This is a genomic window from Collinsella tanakaei YIT 12063, from assembly GCF_000225705.1.
GTDB lineage: Bacteria > Actinomycetota > Coriobacteriia > Coriobacteriales > Coriobacteriaceae > Collinsella > Collinsella tanakaei.
In genome coordinates, this window is record NZ_JH126472.1 from 53,995 (window position 1) to 80,215 (window position 26,221).

The 26,221-nt window shown below is 60.3% G+C and carries 23 protein-coding genes, 1 tRNA gene and 1 other RNA gene; 10 read left to right on the plus strand and 15 right to left on the minus strand.

The genetic code is table 11. The features are described 5' to 3' along the window. The first annotated feature begins 80 nt into the window (after nucleotides 1-80). Nucleotides 81-1,391, plus strand: a complete 1,311-nt coding sequence (locus HMPREF9452_RS08860) for an AlbA family DNA-binding domain-containing protein (protein ID WP_009141802.1) — start codon at nucleotides 81-83, stop codon at nucleotides 1,389-1,391. Between the two features lie 54 nt (nucleotides 1,392-1,445). Here the strand turns inward: HMPREF9452_RS08860 and ffs are convergent. Continuing rightward, nucleotides 1,446-1,539: signal recognition particle sRNA small type (gene ffs / locus HMPREF9452_RS11625), an RNA gene on the minus strand. Nucleotides 1,540-1,817: 278 nt separating this feature from the next. Continuing rightward, nucleotides 1,818-1,988: a hypothetical protein gene (locus HMPREF9452_RS12200; protein ID WP_232205049.1), complete on the minus strand. Its 171-nt coding sequence runs from the start codon at nucleotides 1,986-1,988 to the stop codon at nucleotides 1,818-1,820. On the opposite strand from HMPREF9452_RS12200, the gene HMPREF9452_RS08865 reads away from it, so the two are divergent. Then, complete coding sequence (locus tag HMPREF9452_RS08865; protein WP_232205050.1) at nucleotides 1,987-3,273, plus strand: MFS transporter; 1,287 nt, start codon at nucleotides 1,987-1,989, stop codon at nucleotides 3,271-3,273. The genes HMPREF9452_RS12200 and HMPREF9452_RS08865 overlap by 2 nt on opposite strands. Before the next feature lie 194 nt (nucleotides 3,274-3,467). Here HMPREF9452_RS08865 and HMPREF9452_RS08870 read toward each other — a convergent pair whose 3' ends face one another. Together HMPREF9452_RS08870 and tadA are read right to left on the minus strand one after the other, a co-directional pair. Further along, nucleotides 3,468-4,709 (minus strand): MalY/PatB family protein, encoded by a 1,242-nt coding sequence (locus HMPREF9452_RS08870; protein WP_009141805.1) that lies wholly within the window; start codon nucleotides 4,707-4,709, stop codon nucleotides 3,468-3,470. 88 nt (nucleotides 4,710-4,797) lie between these two features. Then, nucleotides 4,798-6,597 (minus strand): tRNA adenosine(34) deaminase TadA, encoded by a 1,800-nt coding sequence (gene tadA, locus HMPREF9452_RS08875; protein ID WP_009141806.1) that lies wholly within the window; start codon nucleotides 6,595-6,597, stop codon nucleotides 4,798-4,800. Nucleotides 6,598-6,648: 51 nt separating this feature from the next. Between tadA and HMPREF9452_RS08880 the strand changes: the two genes are divergently transcribed. Next, nucleotides 6,649-6,738: transfer RNA gene (locus HMPREF9452_RS08880), tRNA-Ser, on the plus strand. Between the two features lie 51 nt (nucleotides 6,739-6,789). On the opposite strand, the gene HMPREF9452_RS08885 is transcribed toward HMPREF9452_RS08880, so the two are convergent. Further along, entirely contained in the window at nucleotides 6,790-7,362 is a 573-nt protein-coding gene (locus HMPREF9452_RS08885) for a TetR/AcrR family transcriptional regulator (protein ID WP_009141807.1), read from the minus strand. A 314-nt stretch (nucleotides 7,363-7,676) separates the two neighbouring features. Here HMPREF9452_RS08885 and HMPREF9452_RS08890 point away from each other — a divergent pair, with 314 nt between their 5' ends. From HMPREF9452_RS08890 to HMPREF9452_RS08905, 4 genes are all read left to right on the plus strand, one after another. Continuing rightward, entirely contained in the window at nucleotides 7,677-8,225 is a 549-nt protein-coding gene (locus HMPREF9452_RS08890; RefSeq protein ID WP_009141808.1) for a LemA family protein, read from the plus strand. 321 nt (nucleotides 8,226-8,546) lie between these two features. Continuing rightward, a complete protein-coding gene (locus HMPREF9452_RS08895; protein WP_232205051.1) occupies nucleotides 8,547-10,652 on the plus strand; it encodes an acyltransferase family protein in 2,106 nt (701 codons plus the stop codon). Between the two features lie 241 nt (nucleotides 10,653-10,893). After that, entirely contained in the window at nucleotides 10,894-11,718 is an 825-nt protein-coding gene (locus HMPREF9452_RS08900; RefSeq protein ID WP_009141810.1) for a gluconate 5-dehydrogenase, read from the plus strand. Between the two features lie 144 nt (nucleotides 11,719-11,862). Then, on the plus strand, nucleotides 11,863-12,654 hold the full coding sequence (locus HMPREF9452_RS08905) for a hypothetical protein (RefSeq protein WP_009141811.1): 792 nt from the start codon (nucleotides 11,863-11,865) through the stop codon (nucleotides 12,652-12,654). A 151-nt stretch (nucleotides 12,655-12,805) separates the two neighbouring features. On the opposite strand, the gene HMPREF9452_RS08910 is transcribed toward HMPREF9452_RS08905, so the two are convergent. From HMPREF9452_RS08910 to HMPREF9452_RS08930, 5 genes are all read right to left on the minus strand, one after another. After that, complete coding sequence (locus HMPREF9452_RS08910; protein WP_187116517.1) at nucleotides 12,806-14,905, minus strand: heparinase II/III family protein; 2,100 nt, start codon at nucleotides 14,903-14,905, stop codon at nucleotides 12,806-12,808. A gap of 153 nt (nucleotides 14,906-15,058) precedes the next feature. Then, the gene (locus HMPREF9452_RS08915) at nucleotides 15,059-15,898 is read right to left on the minus strand and encodes a PTS system mannose/fructose/sorbose family transporter subunit IID (RefSeq protein WP_009141813.1); all 840 of its coding nucleotides are present in this window, start codon (nucleotides 15,896-15,898) and stop codon (nucleotides 15,059-15,061) included. Beyond that, nucleotides 15,885-16,670 (minus strand): PTS mannose/fructose/sorbose/N-acetylgalactosamine transporter subunit IIC, encoded by a 786-nt coding sequence (locus HMPREF9452_RS08920; protein WP_009141814.1) that lies wholly within the window; start codon nucleotides 16,668-16,670, stop codon nucleotides 15,885-15,887. The genes HMPREF9452_RS08915 and HMPREF9452_RS08920 overlap by 14 nt, the downstream gene beginning before the upstream one ends. 58 nt (nucleotides 16,671-16,728) lie before the next feature. Then, nucleotides 16,729-17,232, minus strand: a complete 504-nt coding sequence (locus HMPREF9452_RS08925) for a PTS sugar transporter subunit IIB (protein ID WP_009141815.1) — start codon at nucleotides 17,230-17,232, stop codon at nucleotides 16,729-16,731. A 14-nt stretch (nucleotides 17,233-17,246) separates the two neighbouring features. Then, complete coding sequence (locus HMPREF9452_RS08930) at nucleotides 17,247-18,434, minus strand: glycoside hydrolase family 88 protein (RefSeq protein ID WP_009141816.1); 1,188 nt, start codon at nucleotides 18,432-18,434, stop codon at nucleotides 17,247-17,249. 316 nt (nucleotides 18,435-18,750) lie between these two features. On the opposite strand from HMPREF9452_RS08930, the gene HMPREF9452_RS08935 reads away from it, so the two are divergent. Then, nucleotides 18,751-19,392 carry an RpiB/LacA/LacB family sugar-phosphate isomerase gene (locus tag HMPREF9452_RS08935; RefSeq protein WP_009141817.1) on the plus strand — a complete coding sequence of 214 codons (642 nt, stop codon included), beginning with the start codon at nucleotides 18,751-18,753 and terminating at the stop codon, nucleotides 19,390-19,392. Between the two features lie 130 nt (nucleotides 19,393-19,522). Continuing rightward, the gene (locus HMPREF9452_RS08940; protein ID WP_009141818.1) at nucleotides 19,523-20,551 is read left to right on the plus strand and encodes a LacI family DNA-binding transcriptional regulator; all 1,029 of its coding nucleotides are present in this window, start codon (nucleotides 19,523-19,525) and stop codon (nucleotides 20,549-20,551) included. Between the two features lie 96 nt (nucleotides 20,552-20,647). On the opposite strand, the gene HMPREF9452_RS08945 is transcribed toward HMPREF9452_RS08940, so the two are convergent. From HMPREF9452_RS08945 to HMPREF9452_RS08960, 4 genes are all read right to left on the minus strand, one after another. Further along, nucleotides 20,648-21,946 (minus strand): HipA domain-containing protein, encoded by a 1,299-nt coding sequence (locus tag HMPREF9452_RS08945; protein ID WP_009141819.1) that lies wholly within the window; start codon nucleotides 21,944-21,946, stop codon nucleotides 20,648-20,650. Continuing rightward, nucleotides 21,943-22,161: a helix-turn-helix domain-containing protein gene (locus tag HMPREF9452_RS08950; protein WP_040362897.1), complete on the minus strand. Its 219-nt coding sequence runs from the start codon at nucleotides 22,159-22,161 to the stop codon at nucleotides 21,943-21,945. Before HMPREF9452_RS08950 ends, HMPREF9452_RS08945 begins: the two co-directional genes overlap by 4 nt. A gap of 244 nt (nucleotides 22,162-22,405) precedes the next feature. Then, nucleotides 22,406-23,047 (minus strand): bifunctional 4-hydroxy-2-oxoglutarate aldolase/2-dehydro-3-deoxy-phosphogluconate aldolase, encoded by a 642-nt coding sequence (gene eda, locus HMPREF9452_RS08955; RefSeq protein WP_009141821.1) that lies wholly within the window; start codon nucleotides 23,045-23,047, stop codon nucleotides 22,406-22,408. 74 nt (nucleotides 23,048-23,121) lie between these two features. After that, on the minus strand, nucleotides 23,122-24,195 hold the full coding sequence (locus HMPREF9452_RS08960) for a sugar kinase (RefSeq protein ID WP_009141822.1): 1,074 nt from the start codon (nucleotides 24,193-24,195) through the stop codon (nucleotides 23,122-23,124). Nucleotides 24,196-24,388: 193 nt separating this feature from the next. Between HMPREF9452_RS08960 and HMPREF9452_RS08965 the strand changes: the two genes are divergently transcribed. Next, a complete protein-coding gene (locus tag HMPREF9452_RS08965; protein WP_009141823.1) occupies nucleotides 24,389-25,441 on the plus strand; it encodes a LacI family DNA-binding transcriptional regulator in 1,053 nt (350 codons plus the stop codon). Here the strand turns inward: HMPREF9452_RS08965 and HMPREF9452_RS08970 are convergent. After that, nucleotides 25,438-26,190, minus strand: a complete 753-nt coding sequence (locus tag HMPREF9452_RS08970; protein ID WP_009141824.1) for an NAD-dependent protein deacylase — start codon at nucleotides 26,188-26,190, stop codon at nucleotides 25,438-25,440. The genes HMPREF9452_RS08965 and HMPREF9452_RS08970 overlap by 4 nt on opposite strands. Between the last annotated feature and the right edge of the window lie 31 nt (nucleotides 26,191-26,221).

The following is a 26,221-nucleotide window of genomic DNA, read 5'->3' on the forward strand; positions in this document are numbered from 1 at the left end:
CTTGGAAACCAATGAGAAACGCATCGCCCTGACGCGGGTACCATATCCTCAAATGCGCCGTCACGCTCAAAGGGGCCGCCATGTTCAGTCCGTTTCGCACCGCCAGCGGCAAGCCCAAAACGCTCGCCCAAGTTACGTGGGATGACCTTGCCCAGCTTGCAGATTTGGACGAGGGCTTCGCGCTGGAGTTCAAGCGCTCCTACAACGCATCCGTGCAAAAGAAGATCCCCAAGATCATCGCGTCGTTCGCCAATTCGCGCGGTGGCTGGCTGGTAGTGGGCATTGCGGACGATGACAAGTCCATCTGCCCCATCCCCAAGCCCAATGCGGACTTTAGCCAGATCATCGGCGAGCTGTGCCGGCGCCACGTCTCGCCCATACCCCACTTTGACGCACGCTTTATCTGCGACCCCGCTAACACCTCGCAAGGCGTGCTGGTCATGCAGGTTGCAGAGGGAAACTTCCCTCCCTATATCGCCAACGGCATTGTAGAGGTCCGCGAGGGTTCCACTTCCGGGCCGGCCCAAAGCCCCGCGCTGGTAGAGCTCTACGGCAAGGCTACCAAGCGCCGTGGCGAGATCGCGGGGTTCTGCCAGCGATCCGTCTACTATCCAACGGCAGACCGCTTCTTTGCCGCACAGGGCCACGCGCCCGCCGCGCCCAAGCCTTCCAACCCAACGCCCCTTTTCGACCTTTATTTCTACCGCATGAGCAAGCGCGCCGCAGAGGCCCCGTCGCGCGGCGACATCAACCAGCACGTCGCCACCATGCGCAAGGTCTTTACCGACCGCGGCATGGGGTGCCACGTGCAGCACGCGCACGACTCGCGTATTATCCGCGCGTCCGCCCTGGCGGGCGCCTTGGACGTCCACTCCGCTATCGAGCTGTTTGGGGATGAGTCAATCAAGCTCACCGTGCCCGCCGTGCTGTTGGATGGCAGGGAACTTGAACGCGCCAACATGCGCCTGCGCGCCGCAGGGCTTGCCGTGGACGATGAGAACCGGTTGATAGACGCGCGCGACACCCTGTGCCGCGTCACCCGCATGGCCACCGTGCTCGATAAATACGTACGCGAGCGCGGCATCGCCTGGCAGCAGTACGCCGTGGCCTACGAACTTGAGAACATGGCCGGCGTAATGCTGTGGAGCGACTCGCCCCTCTACCTGGATTACGTCGCCAAGCGCGGAGCCCTCTTTTGCGGCACCACGGATTGTCGCAGCCGCATTCGCTATCTAGACGATGGCGAGCACGAATCCTTTCGCGCTCGGCAGTTTGCGGGCAGCCATTTCTTCGAAGCGTGCGGTCTGCCCTTAGGATCGGACGATGACGAGGATAACGCGCTGGTAGACGCCTTGCTTAGCACCAGCCCCCAAGCTACGCTCAAGGAATAGCGACCGCGCCAGAATTGAGCTCAAGACACCCCTTAACGCAAAAACGCCCCGTGTGCTCAATGGGAACGGGTGCCCGGCAGAGGCTCCTTATGGCTGCTTCCTTCCGGACCTGACCAGATTCGGAACATATCGTCACCCGAACCCATTGAACGCGCGAAGCGTGTAAAAGTTATCCTACCCTATTTGGGGTGCATAAGTCGAGATGCAATTCTGCTCGGGCACATCATCATCGCAACCGCCGAGCCTGCGACCCATCTTTGTAAGTCGCCCGCAATAGTATGGACGAGTCTTTTCGCATGCCCCGCGTTATCGTTTGATAAACGCTCGCTCACAACAGCCTTCGCCACAAGCACAAGCGTCACAATGTACCGCTGGATTAATCTTGGCCAAAGTCTGCCCAATTGGCGTCGGCGACGGCTACCAGCACTACATTCGGGAGCGAACACGCAGCATGAGCACATCAACTCTTACGAGCACATCCAGCACGACAACCCAAACCGCAACCACGCCCGCAGCCAAAACCAAAACGCCGGCGGCGACGCCGTACAATCCAACGGCGACCATCGTCGCGTCCTCCGCGATGTTTCTCGCCTGCATGGACACTCTTATCACCAACCTGGCGCTGCCCTCCATCCAAGAGGAGCTTGGTGCCAGCCTGGCCGCGCAGCAGTGGATTGTAGACGGTTACACTCTGCCGTTCGCAACGCTTCTGCTACTCGCCGGCAACCTGTCAGATCGTTTTGGAGCCAAGCGTGCGTTTATCTGCGGGACCGCCGGGTTCGCCCTTAGCTCCGCCATCTGCGCGCTCGCCAACTCGGTAGAGATGCTTGTCCTCGGCCGCGCCCTCATGGGCGTCGCCGCAGCGCTGATCCTGCCCAGCTCCATGTCGCTCATCAATGAGGCGTACCTCACAGAGGGCCATCGTAGGCGCGCGCTCGCCGCATGGGGCATTGGCGGATCTGCCGCCACCGCGGTGGGGCCTTTGCTGGGAGGCCTTTTGGTCCCTATTCACTGGAGCTTGGTCTTTTCCGTCAACATCCCCATCTGCCTGGCTATTCTTCTTATGAGCGGCAAGCTTGCCACCTCGCCGCGCGTACCGCAGCCAGTGGATTTAATCGGCCAAATCCTGGCGATTGTGGCGCTCACCTGTCTTGTGGGCGGCATTATCGAGGGCGGGGCGCAGGGCTTTACCCAAACCATCCCCATGGCCCTGCTCATTGCGGGCGCGGTCGGACTCGCCCTGTTCATCTTCTCGCAGTCGCGCGTCGCATCACCTCTGATGCCCTTGTCGCTATTCAGTTCCGCGGGAATTCGCCTGGCGCTGCTGGGCGGTTTCTCGATGATCCTCAGCTGGAACGGATGTGTCTTCCTTAGCACGCTCTTCTTGCAGCAAGAGCTCTCTCTATCCCCGCTTGTATGCGGCCTGTCCTTTATTCCCAGCGCGTTTTCCGGCGCCTTTGGCAACCTTATGTCAGACCGTTTGGCGGGTGCGCGCGGTTCGCGCTTCGCCCTTATGGTGGGCACGGCGCTCCTCACGCTGGGCTACGGCCTCATCATAGTATTTGCGGGCCTAGACGTGCTCGATGCCCCTCTAATCGCCCTGGCCGTGTGCCTGGCGGGCATGGGCGGCGGCATCAACACGCCCTGTTTGGCAAACCTGGTACTTAAATGCACGGATGCCCAGCACAGCGGAATCGCCAGCGCCGTCTTCAACGCCATGCGCCAGGTTGGCGGCGCCATTGGCATCGCTGTTTTCGGCACGCTCACATCCGTGATGGCCACCATGAGCCTGGGCATAGCGACATCGCTTGGCATCTCCATCCTGCTGATGGTATTGCTCTTCATCACCAACCTCCGCACCCGCGAAAAGTCCGCGGCATAGCACAGGCGCGCCACGCTACATCGCCACGTGGCCCATCCCGCGATAGCCACGCGTCAGCCATCCCACAGAGCGGCCGCGGCGAACGGAGCCGCGGCTACGCAAAGAGGGGGCGGTGCTTGCATCAGAGCGTTCTGAGGCGCAACGCGCCGAACACGCTCGGATGCAAGCACCGCCCCCTCGCTTGGCACAAGGCCCTATTCCGCCAGCACGGCGGCAATGCGCTCGCAAGCCTCCATCAACACGGAACGCGGGCTGGGCACGCACATGCGCTGGAAGAATTCGCCGCCATCCGGATCAAAATTAAGGCCGTCTTGCAAGATGACCTTTGCCTCCTCGTAGATACGCCGATGCAACTCATCCCCATCAATGCCCAGCGCGCGGCAACGCTGGGTAAAGTCAAACCACAAAATATAGGTGCCCTCGGGGCGACGCACGCCCACGTCCGGCAACTCGCGCTCAAAGAAATCAATCACGTCGTCGATGTTCCGGTCAATATATGCGCAGCACCGGTCAACCCACTCCTCGCCCTGGTTATACGCAGCGATCACCGCACTGATGGCAAAGGGGCTGGGCTCGGCATGGCCCAAAACGCGGCTGAACAAAGCCTTGTCCTTTGCATCGCTGAACACCAGGTTGGTGGCAGCAAGACCCGCCAAGTTAAACGTCTTGTTCACCGCGGTGCACGTCATCACGCGAGCGTGGGGCGCCACCTGAGCCAAATGATGCACCTTCACGCCAGCGCGCAACAGGTCGCCGTGAATCTCGTCCGCGATGATCATCACCCCGTTGCGCGTGCAGATATCCGCCACGCGAACAAGCTCGTCCACGCTCCAAACGCGGCCCACGGGGTTGTGGGGATTGCACAAAATCATGAGCTTGGCGTCATCTCGCTGGGCCAGCTCCTCCAGGCCGTCAAAGTCCATGGCGTAGTACAAGTCGCCGCACTCATCTTGATTAGTGTGGCGAATAAGCTGGTTGTTGAGTACGTTGCGCCCAAGCTCCTCAACGCTGTGAGTAAAGGGCGGGTAGACGGGACGCTGGATAATAACGCCATCACCCGGTTCGGTAAAAGCTTCGACAGCATACTCCAGCGCTCGGACGGTGCCCGGGCAATACAACATCAAATCCGTGTTGATGGTCCATTGGTCACGACGCGCAAACCAATCACGCACGGCGTCCGCATAGGACGGGCAGCCATCGATGGTGCTGTAGCCAAAAATGCCATGGTCAACCGTCGCGTGCAGCGCATCCAAAATGGCGGGCGCGCAGCGAAAGTCCATGTCTGCCGTAAAAAGAGCAATATGATCATCGGTAATCTCGCGCAAGCCGCAGTGCTCCGCGATCTCTCGAGACGTGCTCCATTTGCTGGAGTAGCTGTATGCGTCGTGCCTGCGATCAATGACCTGGTCAAAGTCGATGCATTTCTCTTGAGTCATGTTGCCCCCCCTTTTTTAACGCTTGCGTACTGCATGGTATCACGCTCGGCGCGCGATACCGCACCGCCACGGCAGACGGTAACGCGGCCTAGCGCCCCAACAGCAGCGCTCGCGCCGCCGTCTCACCCGCACACACCAGGTTATGGCGCGTCTCGCGAGGCTGCACGGCGCGATCAAGCGGCATGGGCCTGCGCAGCGCCGTCACCACCACATCGACGCCGCACTTGTACACCGGGTCCAGCTCATAGGCTCGCGACGCCGCGATCAGGGCCACCGGCTTGTGCTGGCGTTTCGCCCGCCTCGCCACGCCCACGGGGGCCTTCCCATCAGCCGTTTGGCCGTCCACGGCGCCCTCGCCCGTAATGATCAGGTCTGCATCGCGAATAAGGTTGTCAAAATCGAGCAGATCGAGCATGGCCTCGACCCCAGAGGTAAGGGAGCCTCCGCACGCAAGCACCGCTGCGCCCATGCCGCCCGCGGCGCCCGCCCCAGGAACCCCCGCCACGCTGCCAAAGCGCCTTGCTTTGGGCAAAGGTTCGGGCAGCAGGTGGGCATGGCGCTCGCGCGCATCATCAAGCAGACGGGCAAAGGCGATCATCCAGCGATCGTAGGATGCATAGGTGGTTGGATCCGCTCCGCGCGGGGTGGGCAGGTCTGCCAAACCTTTTTGCTCGCCAAAGACGCGCACCGCGCCGCGGCGCCCCACCAGCGGGTTGCTCACGTCGGTAAGGGCCACAAGCTCTACACCCGCGAGCACGCGTAGCGCCGGCTCCAAATCCAAGGCTGCAGCGCGCTCCAAGCCCGCGAGCCCCCACGGCACGTCTCGCCCTTCCTTGTCCAGGACGCGGGCGCCCAGAGCGCGCAAAAAGCCCTGTCCGCCGTCCGTGGTGGCGCTGCCCCCCAACCCCAGGTAGATAGCGTTCGCGCCGGCGCCCATGGCATCCATGACCAGCTGGCCCACGCCATAGGTGGAAGCTCGCAGGGCGGCATCATGCGTGCAATCGGAAAACTCTATGCCTGCGGCAGACGACATCTCGAGAACCGCCTGTCCTGCCGCCGTCAACAGGTAGCGCGCTTTTACGGGATTGCCCATGGGGTCCGCAACCTGGACAACGCGATAGGTTCCATCCAGCGCCGCGCACGCGGCGTCAACCGTGCCCTCGCCGCCATCGGCCAAGGGAATACACGTGATATTGGCATTGGGGAATACGCGGCGCACGCCCGTGGCGATCCAGCGCTCCGCCTCCTCGCTGGTAGCAGAGCCTTTAAACGAATCACTTGCCACAACAATGGCTGGCTCCAGGACACTTGGGTCCGCAGCGGCAGCGGATGCTCCCTGCCGGCGCCGGGGGTAATCATCCGGAATAACAAGGTTGCGCTCGCCGTGCGCGCGCTGGGCGCGAACTTGGGAGAAAAACCGGCTCAGCTGGGCTGCGCACTCATTTTCAAGCACTCCTTTGGTTACCGAGAACGCATGGTTGAGGCGCTGGTCGCTATTGAGGTTATAGAGGCTCCCCAGCGCACCGCCCTTGGGGTCCGCTGCTCCATAGACGCACCGGTCTATGCGCGCGTTGACCATAAGGCCCGCGCACATGAGGCACGGCTCCAGCGTCACGTAAACCGTGCAGCCCGCCAGGCGCCAGCGGCCCAGTACTCGCGACGCTTCCACCATGGCCGAAAACTCCGCATGGGCAGATGGGTCCTCATTGCATTCGCGCAGGTTGTGAGCGCGGGCGATAACCTCGCCGTTGTAAACCACCACGGCGCCAATGGGTACCTCGCCCGCGCGCGCAGCGGTTCGCGCCTGCTCCAGGGCCTCTTGCATAAAGCGTTCGTCTGCGGCGCGCTGGCCGCCCGCTGCGGCACCGCGTGTATCTTGTTGAAGCATCGAACCCCTTCTCGTCATTTTCTATGATTCGATGCTATCATTACCAAACACGGAGAGATGGCAGAGCGGTTGAATGCGGCGGTCTTGAAAACCGTTGGGCGCGTAAGCGTTCCGGGGGTTCGAATCCCCCTCTCTCCGCCATTTAAAAAACAAGCGCGCCGGGCCCGTTCTCAAGCCCGGCGCGCTTTTTACCTATTCGCCCAGCAGGCGCTCGGCAAGCTGGTTGCACGTGCGCACAAACTCATCTTTACCAGAGCGACGGTCCTCTTGGTCCCACCACAAAAGCAATAGGCGGATGATACCGCCGGCCGCGAATTCGCAACGGCAGATCAAGTCATCCGGGCCGGGAGCCTCTATCCTCAAGTCGTGAGCGGCCTTCTCATTAAAGGACTGGGCCATCTTTTCGCAAATCACCACAAGCATCATGCCACAGGTAGAGCTGCTAAAGATGTTGTCCATGAGCGTCTCGTGCTCAAGGAAGTAATCTGCCATGGCGTCCAGAATGGCAGCGCGCTCCGCGAAAGCGGTGTGGGCGGCGCCGGGTTCGAGCTCGTCGATGGCAAGGCGACCGCGCTCGACCATATCGCCGCGCAGGCTGTCGACGTAGAAGGAGAAGAACTCCGATTTGTCAGCAAAGTGCTTGTAGAAGGTGGTGCGCCTAATCATTGCCCTGTCGCACAGCATGGCAACGGTAATGTCCTCAAAGCGCATGTCAGACATAAGGTCCGTGCATGCGGCGATGAGAGCACTATACGTCTTACGCACGCGAAGATCCAATCGTATCCCCCGATCTTTATGGAAACATATGCAGCTAGTCATAGATTTTGTATTTTAGAAAACAATTGTCAACGAACAATTTCTGTGTGATAAAAGACTTTTCTAACGAGAATAATCTTTTCGCTCTTCCGGAACGGCTGTGGTGAGCAGTGCATCGCATGACGCGAGGGGAACGACGGTCTCGCGTGTGGCGCGACCGCGCTTTCGACCCCACCGTCTGGCGCCTTTTGCGCACGCGGTTATACTATGAAACATCTATATATCGCGCACTATCGACCGCGTGAGCAGGACAGGGGTAACTCATGGGCTGGATTATTGGAATCATCGTCCTTGTTGCGATCGGCATCGCCGTCGCCGGCATCTACAACAACATGGTCACCTTGCGCAATCGCATCGATAACGCATGGCAGAACATCGATACGCAGCTGCAGCGCCGCAACGACCTTATCCCTAACTTAGTAGAGACCGTCAAGGGCTATGCCGCGCACGAGAAGGAGGCGCTTGGCGCCGTGGTCTCCGCGCGCAACGCCGCCGTATCCGCCTCGAGCCCCGATGATAAGATCGCCGCGGACAACGTCCTCTCCGGCGCGCTTCGCCAGCTCTTTGCCGTCGCCGAAGCCTACCCCGACCTTAAGGCAAACGCTAACTTTGCCCAGCTGCAGAGCTCTCTTGAAGATACCGAGAACAAGATTTCCTACGCTCGCCAGAGCTACAACGATTGCGTGCTGAACTACAACAACGCAATCCAGACCTTCCCCGGAAACATCTTCGCCGGCGTCTTCCAGTTTAAGGAGCGCTCTGGATTTGAAGCCGCCGAGGCTGCGCGCGAGGCGCCCAAGGTCAAGTTCTAACGCACACGAAAACCCGGGACGCCCCTTTGCCGCAAGCCTGCGCAAAGGGGCGTTTTTACACCGTCGACTCGCACCCAAACCGTACCAAAACCGCACCCCGCCACACCCAATGGACTGCATATGAATGAACAGCAGCTAGAACCCCATACCACCGCGAACCAGCCCGAGCCCCGGCCGATGCCTCAGGCGAGGCCCCAAGCCGCCCAAGCCGCCCATCACGCCTCCCGTCCGCACGCGTCGCAAACCAGGCCGACCGCGCAGGCAAGGCGGCATGCGCAAACCGGTCATCGTCCAAAAACCGAACACGCCCGCGCAAAGGCGGTGAAGGCGCCAAAAGAAAAGCCGCAAGGCGGCAGATCGCGCTACCTGCCGGCACTCGACGGCGTCCGCGCGCTGGCGGTTGTTGCCGTGGTTCTGTACCACCTTAACTTCACGTGGATTCAAGGCGGCCTACTTGGCGTCACCATGTTCTTTGTGATCTCCGGCTACATCATCACGCGCCTTCTTTTGAACGAATTCGAGCAGAGCGGGCGCATTGACCTTAAGTCCTTCTGGATTCGCCGCGCTCGGCGCCTGCTGCCCGCAATTGGCGTCCTTATGGTGGTCACCATTGTGCTGTGCACGTTCTTTAACCACGTGATGCTCACCAAGATGCGGCCGGACATACTGCCCTCGCTTTTCTTTGTGAACAACTGGTGGCAGATCGCGCAGAACGTCTCGTACTTCGACGCCCTGGGCGACCCCTCGCCGCTTACGCATTTTTGGTCGCTCGCCATCGAGGAGCAGTTCTACCTTATCTGGCCGCCCTTGCTTTTGGGCCTGCTCTCTATGCATGTGAAGAAGCCGACCGTCCGCCGCATAGTCCTGAGCTTGGCCGCTGTATCCGCGCTCGCCATGACGCTGCTGTACAACCCCGCCGTTGACCCCAGCCGCATCTACTACGGAACGGACACGCGCGTTTTCTCGTTGCTTTTGGGCGTTTGGCTTGCCTTTATTCCGCCGCGCGACATGTCTCCCGCACGCCTAGCGCGCGCCTTGGGCCTGGATTTGCTTGCGAACAAGGTCAAGGCCGCAGCGGAAAAGGAAAGCGCGCTCAAGGACACGGGTGCCACCGTGGCAAACGCCGCCGGTGACGCAACCATGGCCGAATCTCTCACCGATACGCCCGCGCGCGGCACCATCGCCCTCACTTCCGTCGACCTTGTTGGCGTGGCGGGGCTTGCCGGCCTGCTTGCCCTGTTTACCATGAGCAACGGCTACTCGGCCTTTCAATACCGTGGCGGAATGCTGCTGTGCTCCGTCTTCACCATGATGCTTATCGCCGCCTGCGTTCAGGACGATGGCCTGTTGGTGCGCTTGTTCTCACTCAAGCCCTTCATTTGGATTGGCAAGCGCTCCTATAGCATCTACCTGTGGCACTACCCCTTGCTGCTCCTTATGAACCCCGTTGCCGACATTCGCCAGACCCCTTGGTGGATGACGGCGATTCAGCTGGCCGTTGTCCTTGCGGTGGCCGAATGCTCCTATCGCTTCATCGAGACGCCGTTTAGGCGCGGGGCGCTTGGAGCGTTTTTCCGCCACGTCCGGCAGGGCGAGGAGCCGCTGCAAATCATTCAAAAGCACGTTATCCCCTTTGGCATCGCCGGCGCCACGCTGCTGCTTGCGCTGGGCGGCCTGGTATTTGTTCCCGACACCTCGGCGCTAAGTGAAAAGGGGGCAGCGTTGCTTGAGGGTAACGCCGGGAACGAGTCTCAGCAGCCGTCCGCAACCGCCGACGCACCCACGGACGGCGGCGAAGTGGAAACGGATAAAAACGGCTTTCCAACCGGCGCCTACGACGTGCTGATGATTGGCGACTCCGTGTCGCTGCGCACCATCCCCAACTTTGAGCAGACCTTTCCCCACGGCCACATTGACGCCGCCAAGAACCGGCAGTTCACCACGGGCGTTGACCTGGCGTCGCAGTATATCGCCGGCAATCAAGCGGGCAAGATCGTAGTTATTGCACTGGGCACCAACGGCCTGGTTACGGACGAGAACATCGACCAGATGATGAACCTGCTGGGCGACAAGCGCGTAGTGGTCTTTATAACAACGCGCAGCCCTCAGCCCTGGGTTGGACCGACCAACGAGGCCATCACCCGTGCCGCGGAGCGCTACCCCAACGTTCGCATCATCGATTGGTACGGCTATAGCGAGGGCCGCAACGATCTGTTCGACGGCGACGGCACCCACCTCTCATCCGACGGCGCCGCCCAGTTTATCCAACTGGTCTACGACGCGGTTCGCCCCGATTTGCCGCTGCACGCCGAGGACCACCCCGAGCAGCAGGTGATCGATAAGGTCAATCAGCTGGCTAACAGCGCCACGTCCTCCGTCACCGCAGCCGCCAAGGCGGGAGCCGGCCAGGAGCCCGCGAAGGACTAGGCGACGGCAGAACCCGCCTTCATTCATCCGAAACGCAATCGCGCGCCGACCCCTCCTTTGGGGGACGACGCGCGATTTTTTAACCCGTACGGTGTACACCTTGTGAATTACGCGCCGCACGCCGGAAGTTCAAAATCCTCGCTTGACAAAACCGGTTTACTAAGTTTGACTATGTATTGGGCAGCAACCCCCAGTTACACGCTGCCCACTCTTCGATAATCCGGCTTGGAGGTTCATTATTATGGCAGAAGAAACCGGTTTTGCATTCTCTATGGACAGCTTCCGCCTCGACGGTAAGGTTGCCCTGGTTACCGGCGGCAGCTATGGCATTGGCTTCGCCATCGCCACCGCCCTTGCCCAGGCGGGCGCGAAAATCGCCTTTAACGACCGTGACCAGCAGAAGCTCGAGGCAGGCCTGGCCAGCTACGCCGAGGCGGGCGTCGATGCCCGCGGCTACCTTGCCGACGTCACCGACGAGGCCCAGGTTGCCGAGCTCGTCGCCAACATCGAGCGCGACCTTGGCGGCGTCGACATCCTGGTCAACAATGCCGGCATCATCAAGCGCATCCCCATGCTCGAGATGAGCGTCGAGGACTTCCGCCAGGTTGTCGACGTCGACCTCAACGCCCCCTTCATCGTTGCCAAGGCCGTTCTGCCCGGCATGATCGAGCGCGGTCACGGCAAGATCATCAACATCTGCTCCATGATGAGCGAACTTGGCCGCGAGACCGTCGCCGGCTACGCCGCAGCCAAGGGCGGACTCAAGATGCTGACCCGCAACATCTGCTCTGAGTTTGGCGAGGCCAACATCCAGTGCAACGGCATTGGGCCGGGCTACATCGCCACCCCGCAGACCGCTCCTCTGCGCGAGCGTCAGGCCGACGGCTCCCGTCACCCGTTCGACCAGTTCATCGTCTCCAAGACGCCCGCTGCCCGCTGGGGCACCCCCGAGGACCTCAAGGGCCCCGCGGTCTTCCTGGCTTCCGACGCATCCAACTTCGTTAACGGCCACATCCTGTACGTCGACGGCGGCATCCTCGCCTACATCGGCAAGCAGCCTGCGTAACGCAGCGCCGACACGTCCGACACGCTTGCATACAGAGCCACGCGCGACCTTAGCCGCCGTGGCTCTCCTTTTAGCGTTTCACCCTTCTGCGAGCATTCGCCAACCCATGCTCTTACATAAGCAGCTTCGTTCTAAGGACTCCCCATGGCAACCATCACCCTAAGCCTCGTCAATAAAGACGGCGACGTTTTGGGAACATCCACCGGTGACACGCTGGTGCATCTCGACACCCGCTACTCCGAATACCAGCCGGGCGACATCCTCGTCCTTGAAAGCGACCAAGACTCCATCGAACTTGAAGTTCAGCTGGACGAGAGCCTGCCGCCAAGCGTCATCGTCCTCAAAGGCGGACGCTTCGAGTTCCCCATCCCCTTTTGTGCCGATCGCGACGGTTATCCCATCCAGGCCTTCACCGGCGACTGCCACTGGGGCTACGCGCGCGTGCTCGATCCGCGCGAGCGCTCCAACTTCCGTAACCTCGCCCTAAATTCCCACGACCTGATGGACCAAGCCGCCATCTATCCGCACGCGGTGACCAATACGGGCGCCACCAACCCGCGCTTCATCGCGCGCAATGCCATCGACGGCACTTTCCAGAGCATCCATCACGGACGCTGGCCCTATGAGAGCTGGGGCATCAACGGTCGCGACGACGCCTATCTTGAGATTCAGTTTGGCCGCACGGTCCACGCCGAGCAAGCGGCCATTGTGCTGCGCGCGGACTTTCCGCACGATTCCTGGTGGCAGCAGGTACGTCTTGTCTGCTCCGACGGAACCGACGTCACCGCGCGCCTCGAGAAGACCGGAATGCCGCAGCTAGTCGATTTGGGCGGTGTCGACATCGAATGGATCCGCCTGTGCGACTTGGTTCGCGCCGACGACCCCTCGCCCTGGCCGGGGCTTACCCAGCTGATGGTGTTGGGTCATCTGCTATAGACGCATCGAGGCGCTTTTTAGAAAAGAACGGCACGCTCCGATACCGATTTTCAAACGTGTATCGGAGCGTGCCGTTCTAGCGTTGCAGAACGGTCCGTCGCAACGCCTCCGCGCCTTCCCGCGGCGGGCATGCAACGGACCGCCTTTGATCTTAGGCGCGCATCAGATGAAGCGCTCGCTTGCCGTCGCGCTCTGAGACAACCGCCGCCTTGCCATGGAAGGAGACGCCCTCCAGCGCAAACGCCTTGACGCCGCTATACACTTCGCGGTGAAAGAACGCTACAGTGTAAACGGATCCGTCGCGCGTCGTGATGCGCAAGGCGCTTGCCAAGTCGCGCCCTACCGCCTCGTCCGCATTGCGCCACACCTGCGCGTCCTCCACGCGCACCCCCGCGGGCGCCACGCACCACAGCCGCGCCGCGCTGTCGGTAAACCCGGACGTCACCTTTGCGACCCGCTGAGTCGAGAGCTGGTTGTAGTCAAGCGAGCACTCGCCCTCCTCCACCGTGCAATCGCCCTCGGTGCAGAACACGGCGACCTCTTCGCCCGCACGGCGAACGGAGTAGCGAACGCCCAAATCCCCGTAGGCATCGTCCGCACCCTCTTCAGCAAGCGCCTCCAACTCAAGCTGTGGATCGAAATGGAACAAAGACGTTAGCTGATGGTCGCCCGTGCAATGCGCCTCGTCGCAACCCACCAAAATTCCCTCATCGATAAAAAGGGCCTTGCGCACCAACACGGCGCAGGGGTCATGCTCCACCACGGCGCCCTCCCAATAATGGAAGCGACCGCTATGGCGCGCGTAGGTCTTAAGCGGTTGGCAAAAATCGCTATAGCCCCAACTGCCCTTGGGCGCGCTGGACGAGGATCCGTCGACCATAAGGCCGTTGTGGGCAAACGGCCCTTTAAGCCACGGGCGCATATCCACGTCCTCGCGATAGGTGTAGCGGCCGGAATCCACCAGCACGGGCAGGCCGTCGACCCACAAGGAAACGTGCAGGTTATCGCTATGGCCGTGGCCGCTGCCAAGGGGACCGTTGAGGAACAGCGCCGCGCCGGCATGCTGGCCCCACGATCCGCGCGCCGTGTACGTGCCGGAATCCTCGCCATCAAAGAAGCGTTGCTGCGGCACCACGGCGGGTACGCCGCAAAGCGCGTCCGCCACACCGCAACCGTATGCCATAAGATCAAGGGCGTCCAAGGTTTCCACTCCGGAAATGTACTTGAGCTCGCCCGAACGCAACAACGCGGCGGAAAGGGCAACCACGCCGTTGACCGCTAAGCGGTCGGAATCGCCCACGGCATCGATGACGCAGCCGGGCATGGTCTGCATGGCAAGGCCCCGGGACAACCCGCGCGAGGCGCTGTCGATCAAAGAGGGAACCTCGAGACCGCAGCGCTCCAGAGCGGCGCGGGTTCCGAGCACGTAGAGCATGACCTCGATGTGATACATGGGAGAAAGCTCCCAATCCACGCCATCTGGGTAGACCTGTGCGGGCAGCTGGGACGCCAGGCGCTCCAGGGCCCACGCGTAACAGCCCTCGTCATTGCCGGCGCCCGCCAGCATCAGCACGGTCTCCACGATGGCGCAAGTCTGGATGCTGCCCCAGTTGCTGGTCTCGTACTTGGGCAGGTAGCGCTCCCCCAGATAATCGATCTGGTCGCCGGCGCTGCGCAGGATGCGAGCCATGGAATCAAGCCCCAGCACGCCGGCGAATTCAAACACGGGTAGCACGCGCGCCCAACTGCGCAGGCGAATGCCCGTATCGAGCGTACGGGTCGAAAGGCGCGGCTCGATCGCCGGATGCGCCGCCACCCAAGCAAGCACAAGGTCGAGGGCGTGGCGGGCGTATTCAACGTTTCCGGTCACCAAGAACGCGGCGGCAAGGTCCTCAAGGTAGTCCATGCGATTGAGCATGAAGCACCATTCCTCGTCGTCGTTGTTCACCACGCACCAGTCGATCTCATACGGATTGGCGGGCAGCTCGAACGGCGTGGCGCAGCGCTCCATGTCCCATGGTTTGGTGAAGTAGAAGACGCCGCGCATCACATCGCCGGCGCGATTCACGATCGAGGTCGTGTCCATCAGCGCCAAGCGAGCCGGCATCTCCCCCACGCGCAGGGTCGCGGCGGCGGCGCGAACATGTCCTAACGCGACGTCCGCCCCCACGTGGGCAAAAGCGGGTCGCTCCGCGTGGCGAACCAGGCCGGTAAGGGCTCCGCGCAAAGCGGGATGCTGGGTTTGTTCCATAGATCTCACCATTTCTGTCTCGGTTCCGCCGGTCGACGCCATCGCCTGGCGCCCCATGCGAAACGGTGCGGACGAGGATACCGCACGAAGAACTCTAAGAAAAAAGCGCCGCCCAGTGCAACTGGAACGGCGCTTTAAAGGGGGTGGGCTCTTTTAGATAAGAACGCCGGCGCAAGACAACGCGACACCGATGATAACCGTGAGGATTACCAGCTTGTAGGTGTTCCAGCCGCGCTTCTTGATGAGGTAGTACATGAGGAGCATGTACAGCATGGGCAGCAGCGACGGAGCGATGTTGTCCATCATGCCCTGGATGTTGACGGTGGACTGCTTGACGCCCTCCTCGACCGCACCGGCGGCGAACTCGACGCCGATGTTGATCTTGACGAAGGTGGCGGACAGACCGGCGATAACGGTGACACCGACCATGCTCGCGGTCTCGGAAATCAAGCTCATCGACTTGCTGAGCTTGTCGACGACCGCGGCACCCAGCTTGTGGCCAAGGTTACACATGACGGTCTTGATAGCCAGCAGGGTCGCGTTGATGGCCAGGAAGAAGGCGACGGGCGCAAAGGCCAGGCCGCTGGTGGCCAGGGACGCGAAGATGGTGGAGTACAGCGGGGCGATGCAGAACTGGGACAGGGAGTCGCCGATGCCGGCCAGCGGGCCCATGAGGGCCATCTTGAGGCCGCGGACCTCGTCGTAATCCATGCCCTGGTCGGCCATCGCGAGGTGCAGCGACGTGATGAACGGCACCAGGACGGGGTTGGTGTTGTAGAACTCGCTGTTCTTCTCCAGGTCCTCGCAGAGAGCCTGCTTGTCATCGCCGTGAATCTTCTTCAGCGCGGGGTAGATGACGTTTGCGTAGCCAAGGCCCTGGTAGTTGCTGTAGTTGAAGCCATTCTGCAGGAAGTAGGAGCGCAGCATGGTCTTGATGTAATCGCGGTTGGTCAGCACGGGAGTCTGAGCCGCGCCGGTGTTAGATCCAGTCATCGTGGTTTACCTCCTGAGCAGCGACGGGCGCGTTCTCCTCCTGCTTCTTAACATCGAAGTAGTGCTTGAGGGCAAAGACAAGGCCGACCATGGCGATGCCCACGACGGGAAGCTTGAGGTAGGCTGCGGCGATGTAGCCGAGCAGCGCGAAGGGGATGAACTCCTTGGAGAGCATGACGCTCATGATCATGGCGAAGCCGATGGCGGGCAGCATGCCGCCGGCGACGGACAGGCCCTTGGTGAGCCAAACCGGGATCATGCCGACGAGGGTCTGGAGCAGGGGCATGGCATAGGCGGCGAGGAAGCCCAGGGCGAAGCCGCCGATAGCGAACAGGACGACGGTGATGTTGGCGACGGTATGCCACTTACCGAGGTTGCCGCTCTCGAGGGCGCGCTTGGCAGCCTCGGGGTTGCCAGCGCAGGCGGTGTAGATAGCCGTCTGCAGGAACTGGATCGCCACGGCGAAGGGGATGGAGAGGGCGAGGGCGCTCTCCGGGGTCACGTCAGCAGACGTGATAGCAAGCAGGGTACCGACGATACCCGGGCCGATGGGGTTGGGGGGAACCGTACCGCCCGCGCCAACGCCGAAGCCCATGAATGCAAGCTCGCCAACCGCACCGACGGCCAGGGCCGTGGGAATGTCGCCAAGAATGACGCCGACGCCAAACGAAAGCACCAAGCAACGGTTGGAGTAGATACCAAACAGCATGCCCGACCAGCACACCGCGGTCCAAAGGCCGACCAGCACGGCCTGAATGAGAGAGATTTCCACCTTTCCTCCTTATAGGTTGAATCTCACGTACATATATGCGACTGCAGGCTTTTTCGCGCTACGCGGACTGCTTGCAGAAAGCAACCAGATCGACCTCGACGGTGCCATCGGCGCCGCTGGGAGTGGTCTTGGTGTTGAAGGTCACGCCGTACTTGTCAGCCATCTCGATGATGGCAGCCTTGTCCTCGGGGCCAACGAAGATGGAGCGGGTAACCTTCTCCTTGCCGTCGGCGTTGTGGATGTTGCCAACGTTGAGCTCGGTGATGGGCACGCCTCCCTCGACCAAACGCAGCGCGTTGGCCGGATTCTTGACGATCAGGAAGATAGTCTGGGCGGGAGCGGCCTTGTGGATGATATCGATAACCTTTTGGATGGTGAAAAAACGCATCGCGATGTTGTTGGGAATGACCGTCTTCATCAGGGTCTGCGCCATGGGGTCGGCTGCAGCCTCGTCATCGGCGACGATAACGGTGTTGACGCCGAGGGCCTTGATCCAAAGCTGGCCCTGGCCGTGAACCAAACGCTCGTCGACGCGAGCCATAACGATGTTGGGAGTGCTCATAATTTAATCCTCTCCTACCAGTACGGGTTCCAGCGCTTGCTGCTGCGAACCAAAGCTTCCATAAAGTAGTAGTCGCCCCAGATGTTGCCTTCGTCCACGCCCTTGCCGGAATGCCAGCTATAGACGCCGTGGTACAGGATCGGACGAAGAGGAGCGTGGTCATCAGACGTGTAGCCGTTGATCAGCGAGCGCATGATGGCGTTGCAGGCGCCAGCGTATACCGGCGCGTCGGCGTCATCGGCGTCCAGCATGGGGGCCATCTCCATCATGCCGCAGACCGCTGCGGCGGCGGCGCTGGAGTCGCGGGGCTGACCGGATCCATCGCCAAAGATGAGGTCCCAGTAGCAGATGGAATCCTCGGGCAGGCGGTTGAGGAAGTAATTGCTCATCGCTCGCCAGGTCTCCAGGTAGGACCTATCGCCCAGATAGCGCATGTTCAGCGGAATGCCGTACATACCCCACGCCTGGCCGCGGGCCCACGCCGAATCATCGGAGTAGCCCTGACGCGTCGCGCCGTGATCGGGGCCGCCGGTCTCAGGGTTCATGTAGTAGGTGTGGAAGGCGCTGCCGTCCTCGCGAATGATGTTGTCGCAGGTGGTCTTGAAGTGCATAGCGGCGATGTCGTGGTACTTGGGGTCGCCGGTCTCCTCGCTAGCCCAGTAGAGCAGTGGCAGGTTCAGCATGCAATCGATGATGAAGCGGTAATGCTCGGCGCTGTCGGTGGGACCCCAGGCCTGCAGGAACTTGCCCTTGGGCTGCCAGCGGGTGAGCAGCTGGTCGGCAGCCATGATCGCGGCGCGACGGGCACCCTGGTCGCCGGTAAGCTTGTATGCGGCGACGCAGGAGGGCGTGTACAGGAAACCGAGGTCGTGGTGGTCCAGCTCGATCTTGTTCTCGACGCGGTTGGTGAAACTCGAAACGTTCTCCATGGCACGCGCACGGTACTTCTCGTCACCGGTTACCTCGTAGGCGAGCCACAGCAGGCCGGTCCAGAAGCCGTCGGTCCATTCGATGTTCTCGATAATAGGGTACTCCAGGCCCTTGGTAGCGGACCAGGGGAACTTGGTGCCGAAGGCATCCATGTTGGCATCGATTTGGGCGATGCAGCATGCCAGGCCGCGGTCGATTTCTTCTTTAGTGAGTGGTGCAGCGGATAACCAGCGCTCGCGATCTGCGATCTTTTCCGTGTTCACACGACCCATAGTGCAGATTCCTTTCGCTCCTGAAAGCAGTTGCGGCTTCCTCCTAACCGTACTTGCCTCCATGTGGGTAAGCAAACCAGTTTGTGTTTTGCGAAACCGGTTTGCTGGTTTGTATATTGCCAATCACCACCTATTAACGCAATAGGAATGAAGTTTACTAAACTGCGAATGGTAGCATTTGGTCAATAAACGGTAAGAACGTGGTGTTTCTCCTGCACTTACATTCCTTTACTTGACAAACCGTTTTACTAATTAGATGCTGTAGTTACCAAGTAAACGCGGGTAAACCGATTCTTCAGTTAGGAGTTATAGCATCATGAAGATCGCCCTCATCAACGAGAACAGCCAGGCCGCCAAGAACGCCGTCATCGAGGAGGCACTCAAGAAGGTCGTCGAGCCCATGGGCCACACCGTCTACAACTATGGTATGTACACCGCTGAGGACACCGCCCAGCTCACCTACGTCCAGAACGGCATCCTTGCCGCCGTCCTGCTCAACGGTGGCGCCGTCGACTACGTCATCACCGGCTGCGGCACCGGCGAGGGCGCCATGCTCGCGCTCAACAGCTTCCCCGGCGTCATCTGCGGCCACGTCGCCGACCCCTTGGACGCCTACACCTTCGCCCAGATCAACGACGGCAACGCCATCTCCATGCCCTTCGCCCTCAAGAACGGCTGGGGCAACGAGCTGAACCTCCAGTACACCTTCGAGAAGCTTTTCTGCGAGGAGTCTGGCAAGGGCTACCCCAAGGATCGCGTGGTTCCCGAGCAGCGCAACAAGAAGATTCTGGACGTTGTTCGCGAGAACAACTTCAAGTCCTTCCCCGAGCTTCTCGACGGTCTGGACGCCGACCTGGTCAAGGGCGCCCTCGCGGGCGAGCACTTCCAGGAGCTCTTCTTTGAGAACGCCACCAACGAGGTCGTTATCGCCAAGGTCAAGGAGATCCTGGGCCTCTAAAGCAACACATTGCTTCCATTCGCCCCCTTTTCCTGCACCGGGCACGGCATTCAACACCGCCGTGCCCGGTGTTTTTCATTGACCGATGCTAAACTGGTTTGTATGACCGTGTCTAACCTTGGAGTTCCCTATGGCAAGCAGCAAGACCGCCGCTGGTAAAAAGCGAATCACCATCAACGATATCGCCCAGATGGCGGGCACTTCCAAGACCACCGTCTCCTTCTATCTCAATGGCAAGACGGACCGCATGTCAGAAGAGACCCAAAAGCGCATCCGCCTCGCTATCGATGAGACCGGCTACCAGCCCAGCCCGCTGGCACGCGGCATGAATGCCAAGCAGAGCAACCTCATCGGCGTCATTATCGGCGACATCACCAACACGTTCTCCAACCTCATCGTCAAGGGTATCGAAAGCGTTATCGATGACGAGGGCTACCGCATGCTGGTCTGCAGCTCGAACTTCGATAAGAAAAACGAGCTCGCCTATATCGACCGCCTGCTCGCAATTGGCGTCGACGGGTTCATCGTCCAGCCCACCGCGCAGTTTAGAGAGGTCAGCAAATCGATCCTCGATGCCGGCAAGCAGTTGGTGTTCATCGATTCCAAGCTATACGACCATGCATCGAGCTGGGTCAAGACTGACAACTACGAATCTTCTTATCAGGCGGTGGACCAGTGCATCCACAAGGGCTACGAGCGGTTTATCGTGGTGACAGCAGAACCCGGCCTGATCTCTAGCCGCATCGAGCGCTTCAGCGGCTTTGTCGACGCGCTCGAAGCCCACGGCCTTGGTTTCTCGCAGTTCATTCTCGAAAACGACCGCGTTGACCCAGAGGCACTCAAGGCGTACCTGGCCGAGCAGATCGACGGCGAGACCCCTACCCTTGTCTTCGCGCCCAACTGCTGGGCCCTGCCGGACATCTACCGCGCCTGCAAGGACTTCTACCCGCTCATGCCCGACCGCGTGGGCCTCCTGGGCTTCGACAACACCGAATGGGCCGAAGTCGCCTCCCCTTCCGTATCCGTTGTAGTGCAACCTGCCCATGAGGAGGGCGAAGTCGCCGCGAAGGTACTCCTCGACCAGATTCGCCAAAAGGGCGAGGTCGACCCGCACCAGGTGCTGGACTGCTCCGTTTTGTGGGGTGCCACCACGCTCTAGTTTTTGGACGATGTCCCGGCCGGGCGCCTTAAGGCCGGCGCGGCCGGTGCGACGACCTTAAGGCGACACCCCGCTGCCGCCGCCCGACGCCGCCGGCTATTGCCGCGCATGGCAAAACGCCTCAAGCACCTCGAGGCGCGGGCGCATGTCTTCGATAAGGTCCTCGGCAACGTAGGCGGTCGATTTGTAAGCGGCGTCGCCCTCGGCAGCCTCCTCGACCGCAGATGCAATACGTTTCACAATTGGCCCTGCAAGGCCCACAAGCGCCTTGGACGATATGCCCAAGTCTTCCGCCATACAAAATAGAGCGCCAACGTCCACATCATCAATTGAATGAGCACCACCGATTTGCATCGCAAGGTCTCTGCTGTATCGTGGGTAGAGTGTGGTGCTCACCAAATCATACGCGGGAGCAAGGCGAAGCGTTGTTCGACCCGATTCAGCACCCGACCGCGAGACGATGGAATAGTTCTTCAAATGACGATCGCAATCGCCAATAGCATAGGCGAACAGGAGCATTTTCGCGAACTCAGCGATGTCGTTAAGGGGACGGGCGCTTTTTGCTCTCAAGAAGGTCGAGATTGCCCTAACGCTTCCCCCTGGCAACTCCGCGTATTTACTGACGCTATTAACGCCAAAAGCCTGTGCCAGATCCTCTTGGTGTAGCCGCACAACACTGATGTTGCGTCCTGTGCCGCGCACGCGCCTATCAAAGCGTCGCACGGCGACCACAGGCACGCCAACGTCCACAAGCGCCACCTCCGCCGCATGAATGCCGCAAGCAGCAGCTGCGTTCATGCACAGGTACTCCACTTCTGGAACGCTCAGTATGTGACTGGTTTTTAAGATGTGCGTTGTGGCGGACCATCCCTTGGGCCTCATCCAGCCGCAATTCATATCCTGCGAAGGGTCGTGAGCCAGGCCAACCTTGTTTTGAGCCCCGGCCAAGGACAATCTCGAAGCCGCATTTTCCTTAGCTGCACTGGGAAAAGACTCAAACATCTGCCGCAGATCATCGCGCGACACGCCGTCATAGCCGGCCTTCATGGGCGCGCGCTGTATCGAGTCACCTATAGATTCGTCGGATATAACCACATCGCCAATACAGTCTTTTCCGCAGGCAGCAAGCAGGCTCAAATAGTCGTTTTCCGGAATTTGAAGCTGGCTCATAAGGGCCTGACGCGATACACCCTCGGCAAGCAGGCCTTCAAAGTACGGCCTAAACTCGCCCTCGTTAAAAGGCTCCGGTCTCAGCGGCAGGGAATTCGATAGGGGAATCGTGTTCGCCGCAGCAAGATAGCCCTCATCATAGATAAACAGGCCATGCTCCCGGTCAATTCGTCCAACTACCGTGGGACGGTCTGATGAAAGCCTGCTTATCTCCAGATCCCTCATGCGTCGCGCTCCTCGGCATACAAATCGACCCCCAACGTCATAAGAACGTTGATAACTTTGCCAATCTCTGCGGTTTCCTTGCCGTTCTCAAGCTGAGAGATAAACGTGATGCCCACGTTTGACATACCGGCAAGCTCCGCCTGCGTGGCGCCCTGCCTGCGGCGCTCCTTGCGAACCAGCTTTCCAATATCAGCCGTGGTCAAAAGGCGGTGCATGGTCATCTCCCTCTTTTTATGCGTTCGCATATAAACAAACCCTCATCCTCATTTTATATGCGTTCGCATAAATCAAGCTCGAAAGAAACGCTTTTTATGCGTTCGCATAAATCCTTAGCACAGCCCATACAAACGAACGCGCACTGCCGACCAGGGAGTTTTCGACAGCGCGCGTTCGCCTCTTATATCGTGAAAAGAACCGCGGCGAGAGCGGAAGCCCGACGCAACCGCCCCCGGGATTAGTTTAGCCGCGGATCTTTTTCACCATGTTTATGGCCTCGACAGCCTGCTGCTGGACCTGGGAGAAATCGCCATCGGCGAACATAGAGGCCTTGACCATCCAGGTGCCGCCGCACGCGATGATCTTGTCGCAAGAGAGATACTCCTCCACATTTGCCAGGCTCACACCGCCGGTGGGCATGAAACGGTGGCGGGTAAACGGAGCGCAGATGGCCTTGATGGTGTTAAGGCCGCCATACTGCGCTGCGGGGAAGAACTTGGTAACCATAAGGCCCATCTTCTCGGCCGCGCCAACCTCGGATGGAGTGACGGTACCGGGCAGCACGGGCACGTCGATGTCGATGCAGTGCTGGACAACCTCGGGATCAAAGTTGGGGGCGACAATGAACTCGGCGCCCGCGGCAACGGCCTGGTCGACCTGCTCCACCGTCAAAACGGTGCCGGCGCCCACGGCCATCTCCGGATACGCCTCGCGCATGGCGCGAATGCAATCCGCGGCGGCGTCGGTGCGGAACGTGACCTCGGCGGAGCACATGCCCGCGGCCATCAGCGCGTCTGCCATGGGAACAGCCTGGGCGACATCGTCCAGAACCACAACCGGAACAATTCCAAGACCCTCAAGCTTCTTGTAAAAGGATTCAAACATTAACGGCTTCCTCTCTCACACGAGCGTATATCAACAGTTACCAGCAGTTAGCAGCAGTTTTTGGACGAGATAATCTAGCGCGCAACGCGGGTGCCGCCGCCGGCAGAGGCTGCCACGGCCTTGATTTCCGCCTCGGTGACCAGATTGGAGTCGCCGCGCACGGTCAGCTTGAGCACAGAGCCCGCGATAGCGTAATCGATAACGTCCTGCGGGTCATAGCCGTGCAGCAGCGCGTGCAAATAGGCGCCGGAGAACGCGTCGCCCGCTGCCACGCCCTCGAGCACGTGCATGTCGTACACGGGGCTGAAGAAATACTCGCCCGCGGAATCGGCCGGAGCGGGCAGCAGGTTATCGTTACCGGCACGATAGAGCATGCCCATCCACTGGGAGTCCTCGACCGACTTAATGTTGCGGATGACAGAGAGAACCTCTTTGCAGCCAAACTCCTCGCAGATCTGGCGGGCCATCTCAACGTAATCCATGCGCTCGTCGATGCCGTTATCCAAAGAACCGGACACGCAGGTCATGCCCAGAGCGGAGGGAGCGTCCTCATCGTTAGCGATGCAGACGTCCACCAGCGGCAGAAGCTCGCGCATCACCTGCTGGGCACGCTCGGGGCTCCACATCTTGCCGCGGTAGTTAAGGTCGCACACGGTCAGAATGCCGCGCTCGCGGGCGCAGGCCAGAGCTTCCTTGCACGCGATCGCCATCTCCTGGGACACGGCGGGGGTCACGCCGGAGAAGTAGAACACGTCGACGCCCTCAAAGATAGAATCCCAATTGAGCGCGGCGTGGGAAGCCATATTGATGGCGGAGTACTTGCGGTCGTACACGCAACCGTTACCGCGGACGGACGCACCGACCTCGAACACATAGCTGCCCAGGCGGTCGCCATCGCGCACCACGCGAGAGGTGTCGACGCCGTAGGCAACCAGCGAGCGCAGCGCGCAATCGCCCAAGCGGTTGGCGGGCACAACGGAGACGTAAGCCGCATTATCGCCCTGATAAGAAAGGGACAGCGCGGTGTTGGCCTCAGCGCCGCCATAGCGCACATCAAACTCAACGGCCTGCTCGATACGCAGGTTGTTCTTGGGCGACAGGCGCATCATGATTTCGCCAAACGTCAGAACACAGCTCTTCTTATCCATGGTCGCGCTCCCTTTCTTCTTGGAACGTGCACGTGCGAGACCCGTAGGAAGTCTCTTATTTATAAATCGATTTCCCATTGTATCTACCATTGGGAAATCGTTTTCCTAACTGATTCGTAGTATAGTATTTGAGAACACGGTTGCAAGAGGTTTTTTCTCTTTCATAAAAAAGTGGAGACAATGCGGGGGATCCATGGCACGCGTCACCATCAAAGACATCGCAGAACAGGCAGGCGTTAGCCCGGCTACCGTCTCGCGCTTCCTCAACAAGCGCTACGGCTCCATGTCGTCAGAGACCCGCGATCGCATCGCCCAGGTTATCGAGCACACGGGCTACAAGCCCAATAACGCTGCGAGGAGCCTGCGCCTGGACCGCACCAATACCATAGGGGTTATTCTTGCAGACATCCGCAACCCCTTCTCTAGCGCCATGCTCGAAGAACTCTCGCAGCAAGCGGCGCAGCGCGGTTGTTCCATAGTTACCGCCATCAGCTCCAATAATTCCCAGTCAGAGGCCGAGGCCCTAGAGCGGCTGGTCGATGCGGGCGTGGACGGTATCATCGTCAACACCTGCTCCAACGACCCCGCTCCGCTGCGCGCCGTCGCCGCCACCAAACCCGTGGTGCTGCTCGACCGCGATGTCGAAGGCATTGACCTCTCACTGGTTACCTCTAACAACGCTGCACTTATCGACGAGCTTTTAGACCAACTTCAGCAGGCGGGGTGCACGCGCTACCACCTGCTGACCGAATATGATGAGACCAGCTCGGTTCGCCGCGGACGTGCAGATAGGTTTGAGCATGAGATTCGCCGTCGCGGCCTTGCGGGATGCGTGCTGGCACTCGACCCAGACGCCGGACATGCCGCGGCGCAGATCAGTGCATGCTTGGAGCCGGCCGAAATTCCCAGCCATAGCGCCGCCGCGACAAGCTGCAAGCCCATTACGGGATTCATCGCCATCAACGGCCTTGTTTTCCTGCGCTTTGTAGAGGCCCTTGGCCTTACGGATACCGTGGTTCCGCGCGATGCGCTTGTGGCCACGTTCGACGAGTACCCCTGGAACCACGTTCTCTTTGGCGGCGTAACCACGGCCATGCAGGACACCGCAGGTCTCGCTACGGCAGTGTTGGAGCAGCTATTCACCGCGATCGACCAGCTGAACCGGCGTGGCGGATTCATGCCGGCACCCCAGCACATCGAGGTTCCGGGCACCATCATCCCCCGAGCTTCGAGCCGCCTACGCTAGAAATCAAACGCCTTCGCGATATCGCAAGATATCAGCAGGTCCGCGCGCGAGTCCTGCGGCGTTGGATCGCGGTTCACAATAACCAGCGAGTCGCCGTTGAAGTAGCGGGTAAGGCCCGCTGCAGGATAGACCACCAGCGACGTTCCTCCCACAATAAGGGCGTCTGCCTGCGAGATTGCCTCAATCGCGCCGATCATGACCTTCTCGTCCAAAGGCTCTTCGTATAAAACAACGTCCGGCTTAATCTCGCCGCGGCAATGCGGGCATACGGGAGCGCCCTGGTAATCCTCATGCTCACGGGCCATCACCCACTCCGCGTCAAAGGTGGCGCCGCAGCGCTGGCAAACATTCCTATGAACGGAACCGTGCAGCTCAAACACGCGTTTCGAGCCCGCCATCTGATGCAGGCCGTCGATATTCTGCGTCACCACCGCGCTCAGCACGCCCTCGCGCTCCAACTGGGCAAGCTTGAGATGGCATTGGTTGGGTCGGGCATCCAGCGCGATCATCTTGGTGCGGTAAAACTCATAAAACTCGCCGCGATTGGCAACGTAGAAGCTGTGGGACAAGATGGTCTCGGGAGGATAGGAGAACTGCTGGTGGTACAGGCCGTCCTGGCTGCGGAAATCCGGAATACCGCTCGCCGTCGACACGCCCGCGCCACCAAAGAACACCACGCGCGAATGCGTCTCAAACAGCTTGGACAGCTCCTGTGATGCCAGCTTCTCTTCGGTGATAGCCTTTGCCATGTATGGTCTCTCCCCTATCCGTCTGTTGTTT

Coding starts and splice junctions, on each gene's coding strand:
- HMPREF9452_RS08860 (WP_009141802.1), top strand. CDS start 81: ATGTTCAGTCCGTTTCGCACCGCCAGCGGCAAGCCCAAAACGCTCGCC.
- HMPREF9452_RS08865 (WP_232205050.1), top strand. CDS start 1,987: ATGGACACTCTTATCACCAACCTGGCGCTGCCCTCCATCCAAGAGGAG.
- HMPREF9452_RS12200 (WP_232205049.1), bottom strand. CDS start 1,988: ATGCAGGCGAGAAACATCGCGGAGGACGCGACGATGGTCGCCGTTGGA.
- HMPREF9452_RS08870 (WP_009141805.1), bottom strand. CDS start 4,709: ATGACTCAAGAGAAATGCATCGACTTTGACCAGGTCATTGATCGCAGG.
- tadA (WP_009141806.1), bottom strand. CDS start 6,597: ATGCTTCAACAAGATACACGCGGTGCCGCAGCGGGCGGCCAGCGCGCC.
- HMPREF9452_RS08890 (WP_009141808.1), top strand. CDS start 7,677: ATGGGCTGGATTATTGGAATCATCGTCCTTGTTGCGATCGGCATCGCC.
- HMPREF9452_RS08900 (WP_009141810.1), top strand. CDS start 10,894: ATGGCAGAAGAAACCGGTTTTGCATTCTCTATGGACAGCTTCCGCCTC.
- HMPREF9452_RS08905 (WP_009141811.1), top strand. CDS start 11,863: ATGGCAACCATCACCCTAAGCCTCGTCAATAAAGACGGCGACGTTTTG.
- HMPREF9452_RS08910 (WP_187116517.1), bottom strand. CDS start 14,905: ATGGAACAAACCCAGCATCCCGCTTTGCGCGGAGCCCTTACCGGCCTG.
- HMPREF9452_RS08915 (WP_009141813.1), bottom strand. CDS start 15,898: ATGACTGGATCTAACACCGGCGCGGCTCAGACTCCCGTGCTGACCAAC.
- HMPREF9452_RS08925 (WP_009141815.1), bottom strand. CDS start 17,232: ATGAGCACTCCCAACATCGTTATGGCTCGCGTCGACGAGCGTTTGGTT.
- HMPREF9452_RS08930 (WP_009141816.1), bottom strand. CDS start 18,434: ATGGGTCGTGTGAACACGGAAAAGATCGCAGATCGCGAGCGCTGGTTA.
- HMPREF9452_RS08935 (WP_009141817.1), top strand. CDS start 18,751: ATGAAGATCGCCCTCATCAACGAGAACAGCCAGGCCGCCAAGAACGCC.
- HMPREF9452_RS08940 (WP_009141818.1), top strand. CDS start 19,523: ATGGCAAGCAGCAAGACCGCCGCTGGTAAAAAGCGAATCACCATCAAC.
- HMPREF9452_RS08945 (WP_009141819.1), bottom strand. CDS start 21,946: ATGAGGGATCTGGAGATAAGCAGGCTTTCATCAGACCGTCCCACGGTA.
- HMPREF9452_RS08950 (WP_040362897.1), bottom strand. CDS start 22,161: ATGCACCGCCTTTTGACCACGGCTGATATTGGAAAGCTGGTTCGCAAG.
- eda (WP_009141821.1), bottom strand. CDS start 23,047: ATGTTTGAATCCTTTTACAAGAAGCTTGAGGGTCTTGGAATTGTTCCG.
- HMPREF9452_RS08960 (WP_009141822.1), bottom strand. CDS start 24,195: ATGGATAAGAAGAGCTGTGTTCTGACGTTTGGCGAAATCATGATGCGC.
- HMPREF9452_RS08965 (WP_009141823.1), top strand. CDS start 24,389: ATGGCACGCGTCACCATCAAAGACATCGCAGAACAGGCAGGCGTTAGC.
- HMPREF9452_RS08970 (WP_009141824.1), bottom strand. CDS start 26,190: ATGGCAAAGGCTATCACCGAAGAGAAGCTGGCATCACAGGAGCTGTCC.